At 43.7% G+C, this 22,353-nt stretch carries 23 protein-coding genes; 20 read left to right on the forward strand and 3 right to left on the reverse strand.

The genetic code is table 11. From position 1 onward, the window contains the following. The first annotated feature begins 54 nt into the window (after positions 1-54). The 4 genes from ACJJIR_RS16740 (at position 55) to ACJJIR_RS16755 (ending at position 2,562) form a co-directional block, all read left to right on the forward strand. Positions 55-558 (forward strand): hypothetical protein, encoded by a 504-nt coding sequence (locus ACJJIR_RS16740; protein WP_444906195.1) that lies wholly within the window; start codon positions 55-57, stop codon positions 556-558. Positions 559-619: 61 nt separating this feature from the next. Further along, complete coding sequence (locus tag ACJJIR_RS16745) at positions 620-1,084, forward strand: DUF4262 domain-containing protein (protein ID WP_444906196.1); 465 nt, start codon at positions 620-622, stop codon at positions 1,082-1,084. A gap of 563 nt (positions 1,085-1,647) precedes the next feature. Next, a complete protein-coding gene (locus ACJJIR_RS16750) occupies positions 1,648-2,010 on the forward strand; it encodes a hypothetical protein (RefSeq protein ID WP_444906197.1) in 363 nt (120 codons plus the stop codon). A gap of 165 nt (positions 2,011-2,175) precedes the next feature. Then, positions 2,176-2,562 (forward strand): type II toxin-antitoxin system YafO family toxin, encoded by a 387-nt coding sequence (locus tag ACJJIR_RS16755; protein WP_444906198.1) that lies wholly within the window; start codon positions 2,176-2,178, stop codon positions 2,560-2,562. Between the two features lie 388 nt (positions 2,563-2,950). Here ACJJIR_RS16755 and ACJJIR_RS16760 read toward each other — a convergent pair whose 3' ends face one another. Continuing rightward, complete coding sequence (locus ACJJIR_RS16760; protein ID WP_444908429.1) at positions 2,951-3,937, reverse strand: transposase; 987 nt, start codon at positions 3,935-3,937, stop codon at positions 2,951-2,953. Between the two features lie 368 nt (positions 3,938-4,305). Here ACJJIR_RS16760 and ACJJIR_RS16765 point away from each other — a divergent pair, with 368 nt between their 5' ends. Together ACJJIR_RS16765 and ACJJIR_RS16770 are read left to right on the forward strand one after the other, a co-directional pair. After that, positions 4,306-4,890 (forward strand): hypothetical protein, encoded by a 585-nt coding sequence (locus tag ACJJIR_RS16765; RefSeq protein WP_444906199.1) that lies wholly within the window; start codon positions 4,306-4,308, stop codon positions 4,888-4,890. 786 nt (positions 4,891-5,676) lie between these two features. Beyond that, positions 5,677-6,171 carry a hypothetical protein gene (locus ACJJIR_RS16770; protein ID WP_444906200.1) on the forward strand — a complete coding sequence of 165 codons (495 nt, stop codon included), beginning with the start codon at positions 5,677-5,679 and terminating at the stop codon, positions 6,169-6,171. Positions 6,172-7,217: 1,046 nt separating this feature from the next. Here the strand turns inward: ACJJIR_RS16770 and ACJJIR_RS16775 are convergent. Both ACJJIR_RS16775 and ACJJIR_RS16780 read right to left on the reverse strand, forming a co-directional pair. Continuing rightward, positions 7,218-7,655: a hypothetical protein gene (locus tag ACJJIR_RS16775; RefSeq protein WP_444906201.1), complete on the reverse strand. Its 438-nt coding sequence runs from the start codon at positions 7,653-7,655 to the stop codon at positions 7,218-7,220. Next, on the reverse strand, positions 7,627-7,887 hold the full coding sequence (locus ACJJIR_RS16780; protein ID WP_444906202.1) for a hypothetical protein: 261 nt from the start codon (positions 7,885-7,887) through the stop codon (positions 7,627-7,629). Before ACJJIR_RS16780 ends, ACJJIR_RS16775 begins: the two co-directional genes overlap by 29 nt. Before the next feature lie 879 nt (positions 7,888-8,766). On the opposite strand from ACJJIR_RS16780, the gene ACJJIR_RS16785 reads away from it, so the two are divergent. The 14 genes from ACJJIR_RS16785 to ACJJIR_RS16850 all read left to right on the forward strand — a co-directional run bounded on the left by ACJJIR_RS16785 (position 8,767) and on the right by ACJJIR_RS16850 (position 22,322). Continuing rightward, positions 8,767-9,420 carry a hypothetical protein gene (locus tag ACJJIR_RS16785; RefSeq protein WP_444906203.1) on the forward strand — a complete coding sequence of 218 codons (654 nt, stop codon included), beginning with the start codon at positions 8,767-8,769 and terminating at the stop codon, positions 9,418-9,420. Positions 9,421-10,088: 668 nt separating this feature from the next. Beyond that, positions 10,089-10,571, forward strand: coding sequence for a YcxB family protein (locus tag ACJJIR_RS16790; protein WP_444906204.1), 483 nt, complete (start codon positions 10,089-10,091; stop codon positions 10,569-10,571). Positions 10,572-11,116: 545 nt separating this feature from the next. After that, positions 11,117-11,521 (forward strand): SMI1/KNR4 family protein, encoded by a 405-nt coding sequence (locus ACJJIR_RS16795; RefSeq protein ID WP_444906205.1) that lies wholly within the window; start codon positions 11,117-11,119, stop codon positions 11,519-11,521. A 32-nt stretch (positions 11,522-11,553) separates the two neighbouring features. Next, the gene (locus tag ACJJIR_RS16800; RefSeq protein ID WP_444906206.1) at positions 11,554-12,198 is read left to right on the forward strand and encodes a hypothetical protein; all 645 of its coding nucleotides are present in this window, start codon (positions 11,554-11,556) and stop codon (positions 12,196-12,198) included. An 813-nt stretch (positions 12,199-13,011) separates the two neighbouring features. Further along, positions 13,012-13,737, forward strand: a complete 726-nt coding sequence (locus tag ACJJIR_RS16805; RefSeq protein ID WP_444906207.1) for an SIMPL domain-containing protein — start codon at positions 13,012-13,014, stop codon at positions 13,735-13,737. Positions 13,738-14,510: 773 nt separating this feature from the next. Further along, positions 14,511-14,975 carry a hypothetical protein gene (locus ACJJIR_RS16810; protein WP_444906208.1) on the forward strand — a complete coding sequence of 155 codons (465 nt, stop codon included), beginning with the start codon at positions 14,511-14,513 and terminating at the stop codon, positions 14,973-14,975. A 496-nt stretch (positions 14,976-15,471) separates the two neighbouring features. Further along, a complete protein-coding gene (locus ACJJIR_RS16815) occupies positions 15,472-15,807 on the forward strand; it encodes an Imm8 family immunity protein (RefSeq protein WP_444906209.1) in 336 nt (111 codons plus the stop codon). 108 nt (positions 15,808-15,915) lie between these two features. Further along, positions 15,916-16,311, forward strand: coding sequence for a hypothetical protein (locus ACJJIR_RS16820; protein ID WP_444906210.1), 396 nt, complete (start codon positions 15,916-15,918; stop codon positions 16,309-16,311). Between the two features lie 812 nt (positions 16,312-17,123). Further along, positions 17,124-17,534: a hypothetical protein gene (locus tag ACJJIR_RS16825; protein ID WP_444906211.1), complete on the forward strand. Its 411-nt coding sequence runs from the start codon at positions 17,124-17,126 to the stop codon at positions 17,532-17,534. A 60-nt stretch (positions 17,535-17,594) separates the two neighbouring features. Further along, on the forward strand, positions 17,595-17,945 hold the full coding sequence (locus tag ACJJIR_RS16830; protein ID WP_444906212.1) for a hypothetical protein: 351 nt from the start codon (positions 17,595-17,597) through the stop codon (positions 17,943-17,945). Between the two features lie 789 nt (positions 17,946-18,734). Beyond that, complete coding sequence (locus ACJJIR_RS16835) at positions 18,735-20,000, forward strand: amidohydrolase family protein (RefSeq protein WP_444906213.1); 1,266 nt, start codon at positions 18,735-18,737, stop codon at positions 19,998-20,000. Positions 20,001-20,466: 466 nt separating this feature from the next. Beyond that, positions 20,467-21,087: a class I SAM-dependent methyltransferase gene (locus ACJJIR_RS16840; RefSeq protein WP_444906214.1), complete on the forward strand. Its 621-nt coding sequence runs from the start codon at positions 20,467-20,469 to the stop codon at positions 21,085-21,087. A 330-nt stretch (positions 21,088-21,417) separates the two neighbouring features. Continuing rightward, a complete protein-coding gene (locus ACJJIR_RS16845) occupies positions 21,418-21,636 on the forward strand; it encodes a hypothetical protein (protein WP_444906215.1) in 219 nt (72 codons plus the stop codon). Between the two features lie 452 nt (positions 21,637-22,088). Next, positions 22,089-22,322, forward strand: coding sequence for a DUF5062 family protein (locus tag ACJJIR_RS16850; RefSeq protein WP_413664607.1), 234 nt, complete (start codon positions 22,089-22,091; stop codon positions 22,320-22,322). The last annotated feature ends 31 nt before the right edge of the window (positions 22,323-22,353 follow it).

Raw genomic sequence — 22,353 nt, forward strand, 5'->3', positions numbered from 1 at the left:
CAAAATTGGAGCTGCGCTTCAATTTTCTTCGCTACGGGCGTTAAAGGTACGTCAATGATTAGAGCCATTTTCGTAATAGTTTCCCTAAGTATGATATCTGGTTGTGTTGGTTTAGCTGTTGGCACTTACGGGAAAAAAGAATGGGTGAGAACAAAATTCAGCTTAGGAAAAGAGAGAAATCAATTCGCTTTCGAGAAGAGAGATTCGCCTTACTCAGAGACTGAAATTATCGAGCATTGGGGCAATCCAGATACTGTAGATCAATTTGAGGAATGCAAAGTACTCATTTTCAAAGATGGAACCTCATGGGCGGGCGCTGGTGCATTTGTTGGTGTAGTGCCGGTTCCTATTGCGGTACCAACTGGGACGTATAAGAATCGTTTTTACCTTCGTAACAATTCAGCTGTTGGCTTAATTCAAGAGTATGGAGAAGTAGATCGTGCTCTTGGCTATACGTGTGGCAGTAATGAGTGCGCAGCTAGCTCTGGAGAAAAGGTTAATGAGTCTGAGTTTGATGCTAAAGTGGCAGTAGCACAATGGTGTGCCAAGTCCCTTTAACAAACGCAGGTAGTATACTCCGAGCCTTCGCGGGACGTTAAATTTCTAAAGTAGTATTAAGATGGATGAGAGAGATCAAAAGGCACTTGATGATATTGAAGAATATGGATGCCATGTTCTTAATGTGATGGAAGGAGATGGTGAGCCTTCATTTACATATTCTATCGGCATAAATAAGCAGCAAAATAAGCCTGATGTTCTAATTATGGGGCTAAAGTCTGAGCTAGCTCATTCTATGGCGAATAACTATAAAAATCGACTTCTTGAGGGCGAAGTCTTTGAACCAGGGAAGTATTATTCAGGCTTTCTTGGTGACTTTGATGTGTGTTTTATAAAAGTAACAAAAAGACACTTTGAAGAGTACTTTGGGTGGGGGCTGTGGCTGCATGATGGAGACGATTTTGAAGTACTTCAGATGATATGGCCTACCACCGATGGCGTTTGGCCTTGGAATGAAAATAAGTCAGATTATTACAAGTGGGCGCAACCAATCCTAAACGATGATGGGTTGCTTAAAGAAATTTAAATCGGATAGCCGGTAGCTTCTAGCTACCGGCCCCCACACCAACCATCGTACGGGTCCGCAATGGGCGGTTCTCTATCCGTAATGAATCTCGACCCAACGAAAGTCTTGAGCAGATCTTCATTTGAGTTGAGTATCATGGCAGTGCTACTTCTGAGTCAGCAGCAACGCCGACAACTTCACAGCAGAAAGCTAAACAGATCTCCCCAGATAAGAACGTGATCTTCCACTCCACAACTGCGTCATTGACTCTAACCGTTAGATCACCCGGCTTCGGTGCCCTTGGCCACCTCGCCTCCAGGCTAACTCTTATGAGATGTTTCTGTTCGCCAGCTCGTAGTCTTACTAGCGGCTTCCTCCCCACAAGACCTCACGGTATTTCAGTTGCCATTCGCTAGTAGTTAGCATTTAATGGCGCCCATTAAACGGTGATTTTCCTACTGGGGACTTTCACCCATTAGTCCGCGTCCATTGGGCGTACCAAGTCAATATTGTTCGCCACTGCGTGGCTGGACTTGCTGATGCTTGCCGCAAATTGAGTCGGTAGCAAAGATCGAGAAAAATTAATGAAATCTATAAGTTACGAAAACCTAAATAGCCTCTATCAATGGATGGATTTCATCGTAAATGAAAAGGACGTTTCTTTAGATAATGTAGATTGCAATTTAAAAATATTCGGCGAAGGAGATGATGCCTATTTGGTAATCAATATATATGAAGGCGAATCCAATTCGACTGAATATTATTTCAAACCGGATGATCCTGAGAATGGTCTATTACCACTTATCTCAACTTTAGCTGAATTTAATTTCTCAGCTAAGGAAATGTTAGAAAAACTTCCATCTCAAAAATACACAGAGGATGATATCGGCTGTTATTCGATCTTCAAGGGCATGAAAATATTCAAAGAAATCGTTGCATCCAATTAAGGCCTATTGCATGAAAAAGAATACTCAAATTAACGTGAAATATTCCGTTAAACATACAACTCAAAAGCCCATCTCTGAATCATCGCTAATTATATCGTCTAAAAATACCGATAAGGCCTTGGAAAAAAGGAAGAAAGAAAAGAGTAATACTGAGGAATTTACCGAATGGAAGTAAAGGTTTTTACCTCTTCTCTAATACGGGATACGATGCCAGAGTCGGAATTGGCTAGTCTTGTATCGAAGTTCAGAACGTATAAAAAATCCGGAAATGCTCCGCTACTCTTTGGTCGAGATGCCTCATACAATCGTCCAGATGCTGTACTCAAAGCAGATATGCATCATATCCATCTGAAAGGCAATGAAAAATGGAGCTTAAATATTGTCCAGTTTCGAAGGTTGAGCAATCTACATCTTTTATATTGTCGCGGTTTTATGAATCCGAATGCATACTTGCTAATCGCAGTTATAGATAGAGCGCATGAGAGGGCTAGAAATATCAATTTCATGCTGGATATGGCAGAAATTGCTGAGGGTTTTAGATCTAAAGTCTAATGCTAAATCCGGTAGCCGGTAGCCGGTAGCCGGTAGCCGGTAGCCGGTAGCATCTAACTACCGGCCCCCACATCCCCCATCGTGCGGGTCCGCAATGGATGGTTGCCTATCCATAATGAGTTTCTACCCAGCGATAGTGTCGAGCAGCTCTTCATTTGAGTCGAGTGTCATGGTAGCGCGTCACCTCAACATACAACGCTATCTAGGACAGCCAATGACTAGAGAGTGGTGCCGGCAATAGAGCTAGCCCCCTCTCTGGCGGCTCTTTCTCTTTGGTTTACAGGTAAAGGAGATGAAATGCTGGGAATTGCCCTTCAGGCTATTGGGATCGCTGTTTTTCGATAAAAGGGCGGTAATCGTGCTGTTGAGTACTTGAGGCCGGGGTAGATTAGCAGGGTGTAGCTGAGAGGAGGCGCCGACAGTCGCTTATACCGTGTACCCAGCGCTTATCGAGTTGAGCACAAACTTTTTGTACAACTTCTACCGATCCCACCAAGCCTTTAAAGCGGCTTTCAAAGTTCCGGCTGAGATAGAGCCAGTGCTTAGGTGAAATGCCGAGTCGCTCCAAAATAGGAGGTATGTTTTCGGCAATACAACCCCGTTTTCTGGGGTCTAAATGCCGGCCGCTCCAGTCCACTAGCTCCAAATAGTGATCCAACTGGAAAGGTAGCCCTTTCGGCATATTCAAACACTCACCGCCGACAAACGGAAGTAGATTTTTGGGCTGCTTACCTGAGACTGCCGCACGAATACGCTGTTGAATCGAAGTGTAATCAGACTCTTCAGGTGTCTTGGCAATATTGGCACGGATGGGGTTAAGGTCTACATAGGCCATACAGGCGGCGAGTGCTCTTTCATCCAGTAAAGCCTGAGATTTGAACCGGCCCTCCCAAAAGCGGCCTGTACAGTTGTCTTCAGCATTGGCCTGGCGGGCGATGGATTCATTTAAACAGCGCATAAACCAGCTGATATCCATTAGACGCTCCCGCCATAGGGAAACGATTTCTTTTAGCCTGTCTTCCTCAGCGTGATTGAGAGTATCGCCCTGAAGATAGCGCTGGGCCAAGCTAGAGGCTTTGAAGAGTTTTTTCCAGCGAGTAATTACCTCTGTAAGAGACCATTTGTTAGCCGATTTTGTGTCGATATAGAGCACTATATGGTAGTGATTACTCATTACTGCATAGGCGGCAATATCTAGCGCAAACACCTCGGCTAACTTATGCATACGGCTTTCAATCCATTCGCGCCGATGCTCGTAATCTTTTCCGGATTCTGTATCTCTGCCACAGAAAAATGCACGCCGTACACAGCGGGAGACACAGTGATAGTACGGTGTTGCATCAAGAGATATCTGGGTGCTTCGCGGTAGAGTCATCGGCTGCACGCGCACTTATCTGTATAAACATACAAAATTTTGTGGGGTTTCAATCTTTTATCAATAGGGATGGCGGTTTTACTTTCTATTTGGTGGGTGTCCAGGATCACGCTAACACGCAGTTTTGCTAGCGGCTTCCTCCCCACAAGACCTCTCGGTATTGCAGTTGCCATTCGCTAGTAATTAGCATTTAATGGCGGCCATTAAATGGTGATTTTCCTAAAGGGGACTTTCACTCATTAGTCCGCGTCCATGCTGGGCGTACCAAGCCGAACCAAGCACTTCCCTTGGTCGCTGGTACAGCCAAAACGCTGCGCTTATCTGCCTGCCCTTGTGTAGGGCGTGATATCTCAGGAGAATGAAAAGTTGTGATTATTAGGAATGTGGTGTTAGTAATATCCTTTCTGGGGCTAGCTGGGTGTGCTTCAACCGAGTTGAAAAAATCATTTATGCCAGTAAAAAATACATATGAAAGTATACAATTCAATCCTGTATTTGGCGAGGTGACTAGTAAACATCCAGAATATTTAAAAGCCCAGAAGGAGTGTGAAAATACTGTTTACGCTGACGGGGTCAAAATTAATGATATATTTGTACATGATCGATCAAAGCTAAACGGAATATCCACCAAACACATGTCTGAATATATTAAAAATAGATTATCTCTAGGTTTAGGCATTAATGGATCATTTAATTTGGCCAGTGCGGCTTTATCTATCCCAATTGAAAGTGATACCCCCTCTTATCAGTCTAAGGGTAGCCCCAAAACATATGAAGATTATTCGAAAGAATATATGACTCTGGAGAAGCCGACTGAGATTAAGACTATTAATAGGCTTCAGGAGAAATATATTGAATGTATGCGAGAAGAGAAAAAATTTGAGCCCATAAAATTTATTATAAAGAATTCGGAAACAGGTGAGATAATAAGGGAACACAAAGTTAAGAAATAAGACATATCGAGTAGTTGGCAGCTTTAAGCTGCCAACCATTTTGCGAGTCCGCAATGGGCGGTTCCCTATCCGTAATGAGTCTCTAGCCAGCGATAGTGTCGAGCAGCACTTCACTTAAGTTGAGTGCCATGGCAGTGCGCTACCTCAACTTTATCCGACTGGAAACATATCGGTAGGCTAGCCCTGTCTTTTAACTTATGGAGTTTAGGTTCAGGCCTTCACTCTGACCAAGGTATTCATCTTGGCATTAGGCTACCATGCCGTCGGCTAACCTCTGTTTAATCACCTTGCTCATTACTGACCTAGACCCTGCTGTGTCTCATCTCTTTCAACTATCCCCGCGATGGTGGCTAGCGGGTTGGGCCTTATGGGACGCCGGCCACTCTGACAGCTTCACAGTAGCAAGCTAAACAGATCTCCCCTAAGAAAAGCCTGAACTTCCACTACGCAACTGCATCATTAACTCTACCCGCTAAATCACACGGCTTCGGTGCCCTTGGCCACCTCGCCTCCAGGTAAGCCTTATAGGATGTTTCTGTTTGCCAGCGCGTAGTTTTGTAAGCAGCTTCCTCCCCACAAGACCTCACGGTATTGCAGTTGCCATTCGCTAGTAGTTAGCATTTAATGGAACCCATTAAATGATGATCTTCCTACACTGGATTTTCACCCCATTAGTCCACGACCATGTTGGACGTACCAAGTCCATCGGAAATCAGCCACTTTGTGGCCTGGACTCGCAACAAGTTGCTCGCCTTTTATGGCAGCATTAAATGCTAAAGGATGAATGTGAGTAAGAATCAAAAAAATCCATATACTGAAAACGATAACCGGCTCGCAGATGTAATAGCCGCAATCCAAGTTATGGGAACTTATAAATTCTACAAATTAGATTTTTCTGGTTGGGCCGATCGTATTGAGGGCAAGGAAGATCTAGGGAATTATTGGAAAGCTATCTTTGAACAGCACCCCGAGTTCTTTCGACTTGATAGTAAACAGGAAAGAGCATCCTTGGTATGGCGCAGAAACTATCAAAAATTATACGATGTAGACGAAGAGACAAAGATATCCAGGGAAGCCTACAAGGGTCTAACAGATGACCAAAAGGAAAGAATTTCCAGAACTCCATTAACCAACTCAGATATCTCTACTCTTATAAATACTGCGATTAATCTTCATGGCGGCGAGCTGGACCACAAGAAAGATTCAAGGTGGTGGATAAGTGGTGCAATTGGTTTAGCAGGCGTTATTCTCGGTGCAGCAATTAAAGCCTATGCTGCATAAGCATTTAAATAAGGTAGCCAGTAGTTTCTAGCTACCGGCCCCCACACCACCCATCGCGCAGGTCCGCAATGGGCGGCTCCCGATCCATAATGAATCTCTACCCAACGATAGTGTCGAGCAGGTTTTAATCTGAGCTGAGTGCCATGGTAGTGCGCCACCTCAACTTTATACAACTTAAAACACATCGGTAGGCTAGCTCTGCCTTTTAACCCGTGGATTTTAGGTTCAGGCCTTCACCATATCCAAGGTATTAATCTACGCATTTAGCTACTATGCCGTCGGCTGACTTCAGCTTAATCACCTCAGCCATTACTGGCCGAGGCGCCGCTATGTCCCATCACGTTTTTCTATCCCCGCGATGGTGGCTAGCGGGTTAGGCCTACTTATCGTTGACAGCTTCACAGCAGCAAGCTAAACAGATCTCCTCAGATAAGAACGTGAACTTTCACTACACAACTACATAACTGACTCTACCCGCTAGATCACCCGGCTTCAGTGCCCCTGGCCACCTCGCCCCCAGGCTAAGCCATATAAGATGCTCCTGTTCGCCAGCTTGTAGCCTTGCTAGCGACTTCCTCCCCACAAGACTACACGGCGTTGCAGTTGCCATTCGCTAGTAGTTAGCATTTAATGGAACCCATTAAACGGTGATTTTCCTACTGGGAACTTTCACCCCATTAGTCCACGCCCATACTGGGCGTACCAAGGAGGCTTCGGTCACAAAGCCAGCCGGTGTTAGCATTGCACCGAGCAGCAGCTCGATAAAAGTCCGAATTGATCTTGCGGGTATGCTTTGCGTCACAATCAAATAGTTCACGGGGGATGTTGCAACGTCCTTTCGTGTCCATTACGACCTCCAGTTGTGTATTCAACACTTTTCTGGAGGCCGCGCCCTTTTCTTCGCCTCTCTGTCAAGCTATTTTTTTCCGTTTTTTGACCCGTGAAACTCTAAACCCTAAACTCTAGTCATTTAAGGAGCCTAAAATAAATATTAAACCGGGCCAATATTAGCCCACCTATTCAGATAACTATACGTCGCTCTAAGGTTAGTCATAGGCAACATGTCTTTGGTTTCCTTGGCATGCCGTTAACTCATGTGACTCAAATTCAAACTCATATTCCGATTTTTTCGACTCCCGAAATGTGTTGAGTTTCTGATAGCAAACACTACATGCTCGCTTACAACCTGCGACCCATACATTCTGAACGAAGAATCTATTCTCTATTTGCTCTAAAGCTGCAACTAGCTTTTGCTCTGCATGAATCACTCCACTTACAGTTTTTAGATTCCCATCATTACCTGTGACCAAAATTGTTCTACAACTGCCGTCCTTAATGGCTGACCTCATTGAGCCAGACATACCTATATTTAGCTTCAGGTGCCCAATATTTGGGCTGAATTTTTTATGCTTAAGGCGCTCATTTATTCTATTACCAAAAGCCTCTTTAATTTTATTAAAAATTTTTTTGCTTAGATCCTTCATCTGGACTTAGATAGCTTTTTCGCCCCTTAGACTGGTCAAGTAAAACACTTCCTGTACAGCGTAAAAATGACTTTTCTGTCCAATTATCAGTAATATTATCGTTGTTGTTTGCAACAAGAAGTAAAGCGCAATCCGACGTCAATATTAACATGCATTGAGTTTCTTCATTGCGTGGATCTTCCTGATTAAGCTCATGCGCTAGCAGACTCAAAGCAAGTAATGTTTCACTCATTATTTTTCCCTAAATTAAGTTTAGATATGGAGCGCCTAATTTTATCGAAATGTAACAGCCATCCTCCTTATATAAAGTCAGCCTTATAACTTACATGTTATATACACCAAAACAGAACAGATAGGCAATCAACTTTATTATTAGCTTTTAAATGGTTTCTGCAGAAACCAAATGATAAACTATTGCCATGATGAAGCTGATTGAAGCTTAACCATCACATGCTCCACTAATAAATAGAGCCCTCCAAGTACATCTTGACCAAGATCATTAACACCCGTACTGGAAACATACTGCACCAAAGCTAGTGTAGCGATTAAATAGACTGCTGATTCAAAAGTGCTTGGCGTGCACGTTCTACTTTCACTAAAATTTCTTCGGCAGATTTCTTCCATACAAAAGGTTTCTTGGCCTCATTTTTTATATCAGTAAGCTATTCAATACACAACACTAGCAGGTTAGGCCTACTTATGAGTTATCGGCTACACTGACAGCTTCACAGCAGCAAGCTAAACAGATCTCCCCAGATAAGAACGTGAACTTTCACTACACAGCTGCATCATTGACTCTACCCGTTAGATCACACGGCTTCGCTGTCCTTGGCTACCTCGCCTCTAGGCTAAGCCTTATAGGATGTTTCTATTCGTCAGCTCGTAGTTTTTCTAGCAGCTTCATCTCCACAAGACCTCACAGTATTGCAGTTGCCATTCGCTAGTAGTTAGCATTTAATGGAACCCATTAAACGGTGATCTTCCTACAGGGGACTTTCACCCCATTAGTCCACGCCCATGCTGGGTGTACCAAGCACATTTTGTTCGCTGCTATCGCGGCCAGACGGCTTACGCTACACTTCACCTGCTGCAAATAAGAACGTTAAATGATATGAGTGAGTCGACTTATAATGAATTCTTAGAGTTCCTATTCAACAGGAATGAATCTCTTGGTGAGTGGAGATGGGATATTGATTTGGATGAACCTGACATCTCCGGAGAGTCATTGGTTTCTTATATTATTCGCATGTTTGATAATTATGACAGTGATTTAGCACAGTACAGCGACTGGCAGTTAGCGTTAGGATTAGAGTACATTTTTAACAATACCTTCTCCGATCTATCTTTCTATTTAAGAGATGGTCCATCTTCTTTAGAAAAGCGACTACAAGCTATACACTCGTTAAAGCACTTGTATTCAAAGTGTTTAAATTTTCGGTGCCGAGATTCTCTCGGACACCTTTCTGAGGTAGGAAATCCACTCAATAATTTTTGCTATATGCTTTGGGATACAACCCCCCTTAGCTATTGTGAGGAACTTCCTGATTCAGATGCTCTATATTCAGCTGTTGCTGAGGTCCTGGAATATGCTTTATCGCTAGATAACCTTGCATGTATCGAAAGTGGTCTTCATGGATTGGGTCATCTAGAGCTTTACTACAAAGATGCCCCCAAAATAGTGAAAAAATTTATAAAGGATGCAAGAGTTAAAAATAGTAGACTGCTCGAATATGCAATAAATGCGGAAAGTGGTTGTATTCAGTAAAACATTTAAATCCGGGGGCCGGTAGTATCTAACTACCGGCCCCCACATCACACTCCATACGAGTCCGTAATGGGCGGTTCCCTATCCGTAATAAATCTCTATCCAACGATAGTGTCGAGCAGTTCTTCATTTGAGCTGAGTGTCATGGCGGTATGCTACTTCTGAGTCAGCGGCCACCCTGACAGCTTCACAGTAGCATGCTAAACAGATCTCCCCAGATAAGAACGAGAACTTTCACTACACAACTGCACCATTGACTCTATCCGGATGATCACCCGACTTCGATGCCCTTGGCCACCTCGCCTCTAGGCCAAATCATATAAGACATATCTGTTCGTCTTTGCTAGCGGCCTCCTCCTCACAAGACCTCGCGGTATTGCAGTTGCCATTCACTACTACTTAGCATTTAATGGCGCCCATTAAATGGTGATCTTCCTACGCGGGACTTTCACTCCATTAGTCCACGCCCATGCTGGGTGTGCCAAATTTAAGAAAGCGGACAAATTACTAGGCCTTCGATTCCGTAATTTGCCGTTGCTAAAGGTGTTATGTAGGGCTAAGTCGAGAGCTTATTGATAGAGGTGGCGTAATTGACATTAGCTTAAAGAATCACCCTGGCACTCACTGTAGCGCTACGACAAATTTACCAGACACAATAAGTTGTTTTTATGCAGCCTTTTAATACTCAATTTACCTTATCTAGAGATTACCTTGCCGAATGCTATGATCAGTCTCTACCCTATGGGAAAAATGTCAAGCCCAATTATCTTCTTCCTACATTATTATTATCTTCTGGTGCGGGATTACTGTTATTTACTGAGCAACCTAAGATCGCAAGTTGCACGTTAATTGCATTAGGCGCGCTGGAACTGATTCACATTCGATATCGACGAGCTTGGTGGTTAGCACGGCAGATGCTTGGGAAAAGTGCCGGTAGTGAAGTGAAATTAACCATAGATAATGACGGAATCCAGACACAGAATCCTTATACGATAACAGTTCTGTCGTGGGCAGATATCGAGCGTATTATTGAAACTGAATTAGGTCTTATTTTGGTGGCTAAATCTGGGGGGCAGCAGTACTTATCTAAATCGTTATTACCAGCTGAAATAATTAATGAGATAGTTACCAAGGTTAAGGGTGAACATTAATTTCAATAAAAATTGAAGTCGCTCCTACAATACTGCTAATACAATACATAAATCGGGTAGCCGGTAGTTTCTAACTACCGGCTACCCACTCCACCCATCATGCAGGTCCGCAATGGGCGGTTCCGTATCCGTAGTGAATATCTACCCAGCGATCACGTAACGATATCAACCAAGCACACTGAGGGTTAACTATAGTAGGTTAAACAGATCCCCCCTGATAGGACCGTGAACTTTCACTACACAACTACATCATTGACTCTATCAATAGATCACTCGGCTGGGTGTCCTTGGCCACCTCAATCCCAAGCTGAGCCTAATAGGATGTTTCTGTTCGTCTGGTCGATGTTTTGCTATCGGCCTCCTCCCCACAAAACCTCGTAGTGTTGCAGTTGCCAATCGCTAGTAGTTAGCATTTAATAGAACCCACTAAATGGTGAGCTTCCTACAAGGGACTTTCACCCCGCTAAACCACGCCCATGCTGGGCGGCAGAACGACGCTAAAGAGCCTGCGCGTCTGCTTTGGGCGTTAAGCACCAGATCAAGTTATGAGTATCGAAAAGGAAGCTAAAGAGTTCAAAGTAAAAACAGGGATAGAACTCCCTGTATCTTTAATTGAACTCTACAAAGAAAAAGGAAATGGAGGTTTCGGCCCAGAATATGGCATGCTCGGAATTATTACTGGCCACAAAAACGACTTAGATGATTCGATCTTGAGCCTATATCAGAGTTTTTGTTCTGGAGACCCTGATGACCCCAACTGGATTTGGCCAACGGAACTAGTTCCATTTATTCATGTTGGGTGTGCAATCCACTACTGTATGGATTCTACTTGCCAAAATAATAAAGTCATTGAATTCGATCCGACAGGCTATGATCCAGAGGTGGGCCCTAAAGGCCATTTCAAAGAGATTTGTCCGTCTTTTAAGGAATGGATAGCAAGCAATGTGTAAATACTTAACAAGCCGATCAACTTCGCGCCTATGTGACCAGACAGCTAAAAACGTGGCTTCGCCACATTGCTATCGCTATTGAGGCGTTAAGCGAAAAAGATATGAGTACAAAAGAGGCAATGGAAAGGCTAGGGTATACGCAGGAATGGATCGATAGAGGTGTCATCTCTGAGGAATTTCTAGCCTTGCAGTACCACGAGATAAATAATAGTGAAGACCAAAATGCAGAGCATTATAGGTGGGGTGGATTTCTCAACTATATTCGTGGAAAAAGCAAACTATCAGATGATGAGGTAGAAAATATATTTGCGCTTGAAGATCGTGGTCCTGACGATATCGATCTACATATTAATAGAGTAATTGAGCTGATTCAATCAGGCCTGTTAACCAATGAACAGTTTGTAAACATTGCGAACCATAATGAGATTTTAGAAAAACCGATACAGAAGATATATCAAAGGTTTGCATTGTGTCGAAAAATTCGTTCAATTGGTATTGAGCTAGCGTTTGATGAAGTAAAATCGTCAACAGATACTGCAGTGCATGAGTATGTACTGGATCTTCCTGATATTAAATTAGAGCATGTCAGATGGTTGGCGGAAAATGGCGCCAATAAGCGAGTACGTAATATTGCAGGCCAAATGGCCAATAGTCGGAGATTCAGGGGTGACGCTTAAATCGGGTAGCCGGTAGTTTCTAGCTACCGGCCCCCACACCACCCATCATGCAGGTCCACAATAGGTGGCTCCCTACCCTTTATACATATCTACCCAACGATAGTGTCGAACAGCTCTCCATTTGAGTTGAGTTCATGGCGTTGCGCTACGTTAATTTTATATCCGACTGGCATTATATCCGTAGGCTAGCCCTGTCTTTTAACTCATAGAGTTTGGATTCAGGTCTTCAACGTACCCAAGATATTAATCTCGGTATTTGGCTACTATGCCGTCGGCTGACTTCTGTTTAATCACCTTGCCCATTACTGACCGAGACGCTGCTGTTTTCCGCCACTTTTGCCTATCCCCACAATGATGGTTAGCGGGTTGCACCTATTTATGAGTCAGCGACCATCTTGACAGCTACACATCAGCAAGCAAAACAGATCTCCCCAGATAAGAACCTGAACTTTCACTATACATCGACATCATTGACTCTACCCCCAAGATCACACGGCTTCCATGTCCTTGGCCACTTCACCTACAGACTAAGCCTTACAGGATCTTTCTGTTCCTCAGCTCGTAGTTTGGCTAGCAGCTTCCTGCCCACAAGACTTCGCTGTGTTGCAGTTGCCATTCGCTAGTAGTTAGCATTTAATGGAACCATTAAATGGTGATCTCCCTACAGGGGACTTTCACTCCATTAGTCCACTCCCGTCCTGGGCGTACCAAGTCAATTAGCTACGCGCCTTCGGCGCCCGACAGCTTATACTCCGCTTCGCAACGTTTCAGCTGCGGGTGATTGAGGCGTTAAAACTCAAAAAGGAATCGTGCATGAAATTTATTGTTTTGGCTTTAACACTTGCTATGTCATTGACAGTTACTGCAAATCCAGTACCTAACTTTCCGTTCGTTATTGTCACGGAGAAACTTGAGCAAAAGGTAAAGCCCGATGTAGCAAAAGTACGCTTTAGTATATTGGCTTATGAACAATCCTCTAATAGAGCTATGGAGAAATTAACAAAATCCTCAGCACTGATGTTGGAGGCGCTTAAAAAGCATGGAGTACTCATTTCAAGTTTAGAGTCAACCCAAATTGATAAAAACACAAAGCGAGCTAGAAAAGACGGAGCTTATAATTTGGAAGTTTTGGGTTATGAGGTACAGCAAGGATTCAATTTGAGATTAACGAACCTCGATAAATACCCCAGCCTTATGAATGAACTGATCCGGCTAGATGGTGTTCAAAATATAAATGCATTCTTTGAGACGTCTAAAGAAGAAGAGTACAAAGAGAAAATGATAACTGAGCTTAGTGCAAAAGCTCGGAAAAAAGCTAATGCTCTTGCCCAAGCTCAATCTAGAAAGGTGAAAAGTGTATATGGCATAACTACGGAGGAAAACTTTGGTCAGGCGTACGCTATATTTTCCTTAGAGTACAACCCCCAAGAATATGCACTGGCTATGGCCGCAGATTCTTACGGTATGGACTTAGTTATGGCGGTACCGGAATATATTAAAGTGGGACAAAGAATTACCGCAATATATGAACTTAACTAGCTTAAGTGATAAAAAGTGTAAATCGGGTAGCCGGTAGTTTCTAGCTACCAGCCCCACCCCACCCATCGTGCGGGTCCGCAATGGGCGGTTCCCTATTCGTAATGAATCTCTATCCAACAAAAGTGTCGAGCAGATCTTCATTTGAACTGAGTGTCATGGCGGCACTTCACCTCAACTTTAACCGGCTGGAAACATATCGGTAGGCTAGCTCTGTCTTTTAACTCATAGATTTAGGTTCAGGCCTTCACCGTGTCCGAGACATTAATCTGGACATTTGGCTACTATTCCGTCAGCTGACTTCTGCTTAATCATCTTGGCCATTACTGTCCGAGGCGCTACTATATCTCAACGCTTTTTCTTACCCCCGTCTTGGAGGTGGGCCTATTTGTGAGCCAGCGGCCACGCTGACGGCTTCACAGCAGCAAGCTAAACCGATCTCCCCAGATAAGAACGTGACCTTTCACTACACAGCTGCATCTTTGACTCGACCCGTTACACCACATGGCTTCGGCGTCCTCGACCACCTCGCCTCCAGGCTAAGCCCTAAAGGATGTTTCTATTCGTCAGCTCGTAGTTTTACTAGTATCTCCCTCCCTACAAGACCTTGCAGTATTGCAGTTGCCATTCGCTAGTAGTTAGCATTTAATGGAATCCAATAAATGGTGATCTTCTACAGGGAACTTTCACCCCATTAGTCCGCGCCCATGCAGGGCGTACCGAGTCAATGCAGCCGACCGCTTACGCGTCGACTGATTGAGGCTTTATACTTCATTATGATTTGTCCTAAATGTGAATATCAAAGAAACTCCTATGACAGGTCACCGGAGTGGCAATGTCCCTCATGTGGTGTCGTTTATCAAAAATATGAAAGTATCAAAGAAGAAATGATTGCTCAAAGAGAGCGATGGAAGCAAGAGGATCAAGACGTAGAGCAAAGAATTGCAAGCTTTCGCCCATTTGCAAATTTATGTTTCATTCTATGTTTTAGTTATCCCATATATTTTTTGCTCGCAAGTAAAAGTAGCTTGGGGGTTATTTGGCCAATAATTTTGGGCGTATCTTTAATTTTTCTGTGTAAAAATATGATTGCTACTGGAATCTTTATTCGTAGAGGATTTATTTTTACTCCCAGAGAGAAATACCCTACATATTTTAAAATCGAATTGATTACTGTAGTTTCAGGAGGTCTGTGGTTGCTTTATGCTGGTTTTTCCAACTTTTTCAGGGCTACCTGGTAAATGTATCAATCGGGTAGCAGATACTTTCTAGCTACCGGCCCCACACCGCCCATTGTGCAGGTCCGCAATGTTCGGTTCCCTATCCGTAATGCATCTCTACCCAACGATAGTGTCGAACAGCTCTTCATTTGAATTAAATATTTTGTCAGCTGGCTACTTTGTAGCCAGCTGACTTCTGTTTGATCAACTTGATCATTGCTAACCGAAGCGCTGCTATGTTCTACCACTTTTGTATCCCTGTGAAGGTGGACAGCTTCACAATATCATGTTAAACAAATCTTTCCATATAAGAACGTAAAATTTCAACTACATCATTTGCCATCCGCTAGTAGTTAGCATTTAATAGAATCCATTATACGGTGATCTTCCTACAGGGGACTTCCACCCCATTAGCCCACACACATGCTAGGCGTACCAAATATATGCACTCGACATCAAAACCCCTGCTTTGGTTTGATGTCGAGTGCTCTAAGCGTTATGCACCCAGAGAGTTGTGATGAAACCAATCATCATTAGTTACGATTGTACTGATCATGACCCGATAGATGAGTGGGTGCCAGAGGATGCTTACGATGTGGATTTTTGGATGAATTTTACAATTGGCCTAGACATCAAGGGGGGCGACAACTTCCTGGTTCGAGTCGTTACCCCAAACAATCTTCATGGAAAGAACTCAGCAAAACATGCAATTGTTCTTAACGAATACACTTGGGCAATTGTATTAGCTGAAGTTGACGCCATACTTGAGCACTGCCAAGGCATCAGTTGGACTGGTATTAGCGCGCAGTTATCTCAGTATTTTCAATGGGAGTATGACAATTACAAACGTTGAAAATAGGCTTTTTGGTGCAGCGTATAACAACACTCCAGCTACAAACGGCCTCTACCTGATGTATATCACATTGTGCACCGGTTAACTTAGCGTTAAGTACACATACTGATGGATAGAATATTTCAAGACTACGAAGGCGATGTACCCGAGCTGGAAGGCTCCAAATTTACTATCGTGAAGTCGTTAATTGACGATGTTGACAAAGATATTTACCTTCTTTGGCTTTATGATGAGTTATCTGGTTCGTGGTATCGAATATTTATTGATGGACTATATTGCGGAATTGATAGATATCCTCACGATCAATCTTGTAATGATGAGGATGACGATATCTCTTGGGCAGATCATTCCGGTTGGTTTAGAGGCAAGACCCTTTTATCTGCAACTGTAAGCTTCGATGGAAGAACTAATGGTGAAATTACCCTCAGAATGAAGTTTGACAAGGGTAGTTTTAAACTAATATGCAAGTTTGAAGCTGGAAATTCTCGCCTCGAGTTTGCTTAAATCGGGTAGTCGGTAGTTTCTAGCTACCGCTCCCCACACCACCCATCATGCAGGTCCCCAATAGGCGGTTCCCTATCCGTAATGAATTTCTACCTAGCGATCACGTAACGTAATCAACGTCGAGCAGATTTTCATTTGAGCTGAGTGTCATGGCAGCACGCCACCTCAACTTTAACCGACTGGAAACATATCGGTAGACTAGCTCTGTCTTTTAACTCATAGATTTAGGTTCAGGCCTTCACCGTGTCCAAGGTATTAATCTGCACATTTGGCTACTATTCCAGTAGCTGATTTCTGTTTAATCACCTTAGCCATTACTGGCCGAGGCGCTACTATGCCCCACCAATTTTTTCTGCCCCCGTCTTAGAAGAGGGCCTACTTGTGAGTCAGCGGCCACGCTGACAGCTTCACAGCAGTGAGCTAAACAGATCTCCCCAGATAATTTCACTACACAACTGCATCATTTAGTCTACCCGTTAGATCAACCTGCTTCGGTGTCCTTTACTATCTCACCTCCAAGCTAAGCTTTGTATGATGATTCTGTAGGTCAGTTCATAGCTTTACAAGCTGCTTCGTCTCCACAAGGCCTCGCTGTATTGCAGTTGCCATTCGTTAGTAGTTAGCATTTAATAGAGCCCATTAAACGGTGACCTTTCCACAGAGGACTTTCACCCCATTAGTTCACGCCTATGCTGGGTGCACTAAGTCAGTTAACTTCGCACTCTAAGCGGCCAAATGCTTACAATCCGCTTCGCTACGTTTCAGCTGCGGGTTATTGACGTACTATGGATAAGTTGGTAATCGAGTAAGAGATGACAATAGAAAAATATCAAGAAGAAAAAGAGATATTACGAAACTTGAATAAACGAGAAAGCCTGTGGGGCATGTTGATAGCCACACTGATTGGAATTTTTCCAACATTAGCTGTCTTTTATGCTACGCCGGAGTTATTTGTTTCTGTTTTAGGGTGGGTTATTCCAGGAGTAGTCCTCGGAGGTTTTGTTAAACTGGCAATTAGCGCCCATAGTATTAAGCTTAGACTTATCCCTGCTGGGTTAATATTTCTACTTGGACCGTTGTTACTACTTGAAACAGGAAATCCATTTACTTTTTTCATCGGTCTAATGAACATGTTTATAGTTATAACAATTACAAGGCCAAGATTATCAAAAGATCAGGAGCGGGCACTCTGGCTTCAACGACAGGGTAAGCTCCAGCTATAACATGCAGCTGCAATCTAACCCCCGAAAGTGGAACAGGGTGCAAAATCTAAGGAGAAAAAAATGAGATGTATTTTAATAGCACTGTCACTGGTATTTTTTCTAGCTGGTTGCGCAGCTTCTATCCCAAAGGAAGATCTTGAGAAATCAGCATTTATTAGGGCAGGCTCAACCAATATTTGGTCAATAACAAGCGGCGGCTCAACGGTTTCTTTGACTGCGATTGATGGCCTACCTGTAAATACAAAAAATGGCCCTGTAGCAGTCAGCCCAGGCAAACATACAATTACTATGTCGTGCGCTGGCAATGAAAATGATTTTGAGCTAACCGTCAAAGCAGGTGAAATATACGAGTATACCTATGGTGTTGGTGGGCCAAAGGGGTGTTTTGGTGGGCTCATCAAGGTTAATTGATCTAAATCCGGTAGTTTCTAGTTACCGGCCCCCACACCACCCATCGTTCTGGTCCGCAATGGGCGGCTCCCTATCTGTACGGGCGAACGATAGTCTCAAACAGCTCTTCAATTGAGTTGAGTATCATGGCAGTGCGATACCTCAACTTTATCCAACTGGAAACATATCGGTACGCTAGCCCTGCCTTTTAGCGCGTGGATTTAGGGTTCAGGCTTGCACCATATCCAAGGTATTAATCTTGGCACTTAGCTACTATGCCGTCGGTTGATTTCTGTTTAATTACCTTGATCATTACTGACCGAGGCGCAGCTGTGTTCCGCCACTTATTTTCTATCCCCGCGATGTCAGCTAACGGGTTGGGCTGACAGCTTCGCAGTAGCAAGTGAAACAGATCCCCCCAGATAGGAGCGTGATCTTTCACTCCACAACGGCATCATTAATTCTACCTGTTAGATCACCCGGCTTCGGTATCCTTGGCCACCTCGCCTCCAAGCTAAGCCTTTTAGGATGTTTCTATTTGTCAGCTGGTAGTTTTGCTAGTGACCTCTTCCCCATAAGACCTCGCGGTGTTGCAGTTGCCATTCGCTAGTAGTTAGCATTTAATGGAATCCACTAAATGGTGATCCTCCTACATGGGACTTTCACCCCAATTAGTCCACGCTCATGCTGGGCGTACCAGGTGGCTGCACGGGATAAATTTTAGCTGTCACTTTTTAAGCGAAATTACACACAAATCGCCATCAAAATTTGCTCGGTGATCGGGCGTTATAATTATAAGGGAGATACTCATTGATAAAATTTCTAAAATATTTTGCCAGCTTTGTTGTCCTTGGTGGGATCGCATTTATAGTCGCCTACAACCATAATCTATATGTTTGGGAGCAACCAAGTAGAAGCATGTGGATTAGCAATGGTAGCTTATTTGATGGTACTGGTACGTTGCCCATTGAGAACCCTGGAATTTTTGTAGAGGATGGTAAAATTTCCTGTCTGGGGAATACTTGTGAAGTACCAATAGATGCTATTCAAATTGATGCAGCAGGTAAATCAATTGTACCTGGCCTCATAGAGCTTCACGGTCATTTTTTCAGTGGTAAAGCTGATTCTAGCGAGAGCAGCTTACCTGTAATGATTTGGAATTCGATCCGATTGCAACCAGATGTTAGGCGGAAGCTGATCGAATCAGGTATTACAAGTTATCGTTCCGTCGGCGATCCCAGCTCGGGAATTTATAAGCTAAAAAAATCACTTGACGACCAGGAGGTCGCTGGGCCACATATGTTTATTGCGGGGCCTATATTTACTGCTCCTGGTGGACATCCGGTTCAAAGAATACCAAGTCGGATGATCGAGCAAATGGTCGTGCAATCCGATGATCCAAAATATGTAAAGGAGAAAATCGCTGCTCTGGTTGAGCAAGGCATTGACGGTATTAAAGCCGTCTATCAGGGCCATACAAATGAACAAGGCGAAATCACGTTACCACGCATCTCAAAGGAAACCTTGAAGGCTATTACAACGGAAGCTCGCAAGCATGGTCTTTGGGTTGCAGTACACACAGGCTCTCCACAAGAAACTAATGAAGCTATTAAAGCTGGAATAACTACCATTGAGCATGGTGTGCGACATGGCAATCTCATTAGCCCAGAAACAATGCAATTAATTGTCAAGCACAATATAGTTTATGTGCCAACTTTAGGTCGAGAACCCAAAGGACACCTGAATATACCGGCCCTACACGAGGCTGGAGTTCAATTTGGTGTTGGCACTGATACACAAGGCAAAATGATTGCTGGTGACAGCTACCACAATGAATTGTCACGCATGGTTGATGCTGGACTACCTGATGCGAAAGCGCTTATAGCCGCCACTAGAAATGGTGCCGAAGCTTTAGGGTTAATTGATCAACTGGGGACTATTGAAGTTGGTAAATCTGCTGATCTACTACTTGTCGATGGTCAACCTTGGAGTGATATTCGTGACCTTAAAAATATCAAGATGGTCGTTCTATCAGGACGAATTGCGTTGGATAAACGTGAACTGACATCGATTTAAATACCCTGATCCCCCGTTAACGATTTATAAATCGGGTAACCGGTAGTTTTTATCTACCGGTCTCCACACCACCCATCGTGCGGGCCCCAATGGGCGGCTCGCTATCGGTAATGAGTATCTACCCAGCGATCACGCAACGATATCATTTACTCTACCCGTTAGATCATATGGCTTCGGTATCCCTGTCCACCTCACCTCCAAGCTAAGCCTTCTAGGATATTTCGGTCCGTCAGCTCGTAGTCTTACCAGCGGTTCTTCCCCACGATACCTTACGGTATTGCAATTGCCATTCGCTAGTAGTTAGCATTTAATGGATCCCATTCAGCAGTGATATTCCTACAGGGGATTGGTCCACGCCCATACTGGGAATACCAAGGCCAAGTAGCATCCCCCCTTCGGGAGCTGGACCTCGCTACGCTCGGCCGCTGTTGGCGGCGTTAGATTTTCTGCTCATCGGAGATAGGGAATGTCAACGAGAGAAATCTCCAAATATTATGACTCAACAGAACACAGTGATACTCGAGAAGATTTAATTTTTGCTCTTAGCGAAGTAAAAGGAAGAAAGGTTGCTATTGATTGTGGCTGTGGAGCAGGATCAGATATCGCTTATTTGCGCGGTAAAGATTTCACAGTTCATGCCTTTGATATCGAAAATGAATCTATATCTAGATGTCGTAAACGATTCAAAGATGATGAGCAGGTTATTCTATCAAAGGATAGTTTTAATACTTTTAACTATCCTGAGTCCTCGCTGGTAGTTGCTGATGCCAGTCTTTTCTTTTGCCCTGAAAAAGATTTTGAGTCAGTTTGGTTGAAAATAAATGACTCTTTGACAGAGGGTGGAATCTTTTGTGGTTCATTCCTAGGGCCGAAAGACACAATGGCTGGGCCTGAGTATGATAAGGAAGCATTTTGGAGTGATACTCTAGTTATGAATGAATCGAAGATAAGAAAATACCTCAGTAACTTTGAGCTATTAAAGTGGACTGAACATGACCTTTCAGGAGAAACTACAGATGGTACACCGCATCATTGGCATATATTCTCCATCGTAGCGAAAAAAAAACCTAAATCGGGTAGCCGGTAGTTTCTAGCCCCCCATGCCACCCATCGTGCGGCTCCGCAATTGGCGGTTCCCTATCCGTAATGAATCTCCGTTTTACTAGCGGCTTCCTCTCCATAAGATCTCACAGTGCTGCAGTTGCCATTCGCTAGTAGTTAGCATTTAATGGAATCCATTGAACGGCAATCTTCCTACAGTGGGCTATAACTCCATTAGTCCATGCCCATGCTAGGTGTTGCTGGACTCAGCATTGTGTGCTTCCTCGTCGCGCCAGGTGTTAAACACACGCAAGATTAGGAGCCCTCTCCGTTTTATCGCGGCTGCTGAACCCGATAATTGATAGAGGAAAGAATAATGGATGATTTAAGAAGCAGGGCTGCGAGAAGATCCAAGACCAAAGCTAAGCCCCATAAGAATAGTGCTAGAACTGAAAAGCCGTGGATTTCGGAGAAAAACTGGAAGTTGATCTATACACGTTCTGAAAAGCTTCGTAGAGCTCAGCAATTAGGGATTGAGTACCCCAAGCGAACTATGCTTCAAATCCTAAATACTGAGCTTCCTGAGAAAGATTAAGATATGCGAAATCTCCTATTCATATGCAGCCGGAATCAGTGGCGTAGTCCTACAGCTGAAGCCATTTGGAGAAAACACCCTGATTTCAGCGCTAAATCTGCGGGTACCAGCCCGCGAGCTAAAAAAACAGTCAGCTCAGCGGATGTTCGCTGGGCTGACGTGATACTCGTCATGGAACAAAAGCATAAAAATAGGCTAATAGCAGATTCTCTAGAATCCTGGATCATAAGCCAGTTCATGTCTTAGATATCCCAGATGAATACAAGTACATGGACTCAGAGTTAGTTCAAGAATTAGAATCGGTTGTTGGGGCATACTTGGAGAGTTAGTGCCGAGGTTCAGTCCTTAACAAATTTAGGTAAGCTGAAAAATAACTACACCTGCGGTTCCGCAGTTTCCCTCTGCTAAAAACGGTAGGTGCGTAATATCGACAACCTCGTTGAGACATAATAATGAAGAAGCTCAAAAACGAAAAAGAGTTAGTGAAAAAGGCTATAGCACTCGGTACTGCATATGGCACCAAGCGAGGAGTTGTCGAGTTCGAAGCTACCGATTCAGCTCACGAGAAACTCGAATATATTTACCGTCTTTTAGTTCACGATAAAGTAATTCAACCGCTTCCAGAAGACAAGATATCACAGAAGGCAATCATGCATAGGTTGGCAATTTGGGCTTCAAAGTACTGAGCGCTCTAATAGGATTTTCAACTAAATCAAG

The sequence above is a fragment of the Microbulbifer maximicatervae (SeqCode) genome (assembly GCF_052467385.1).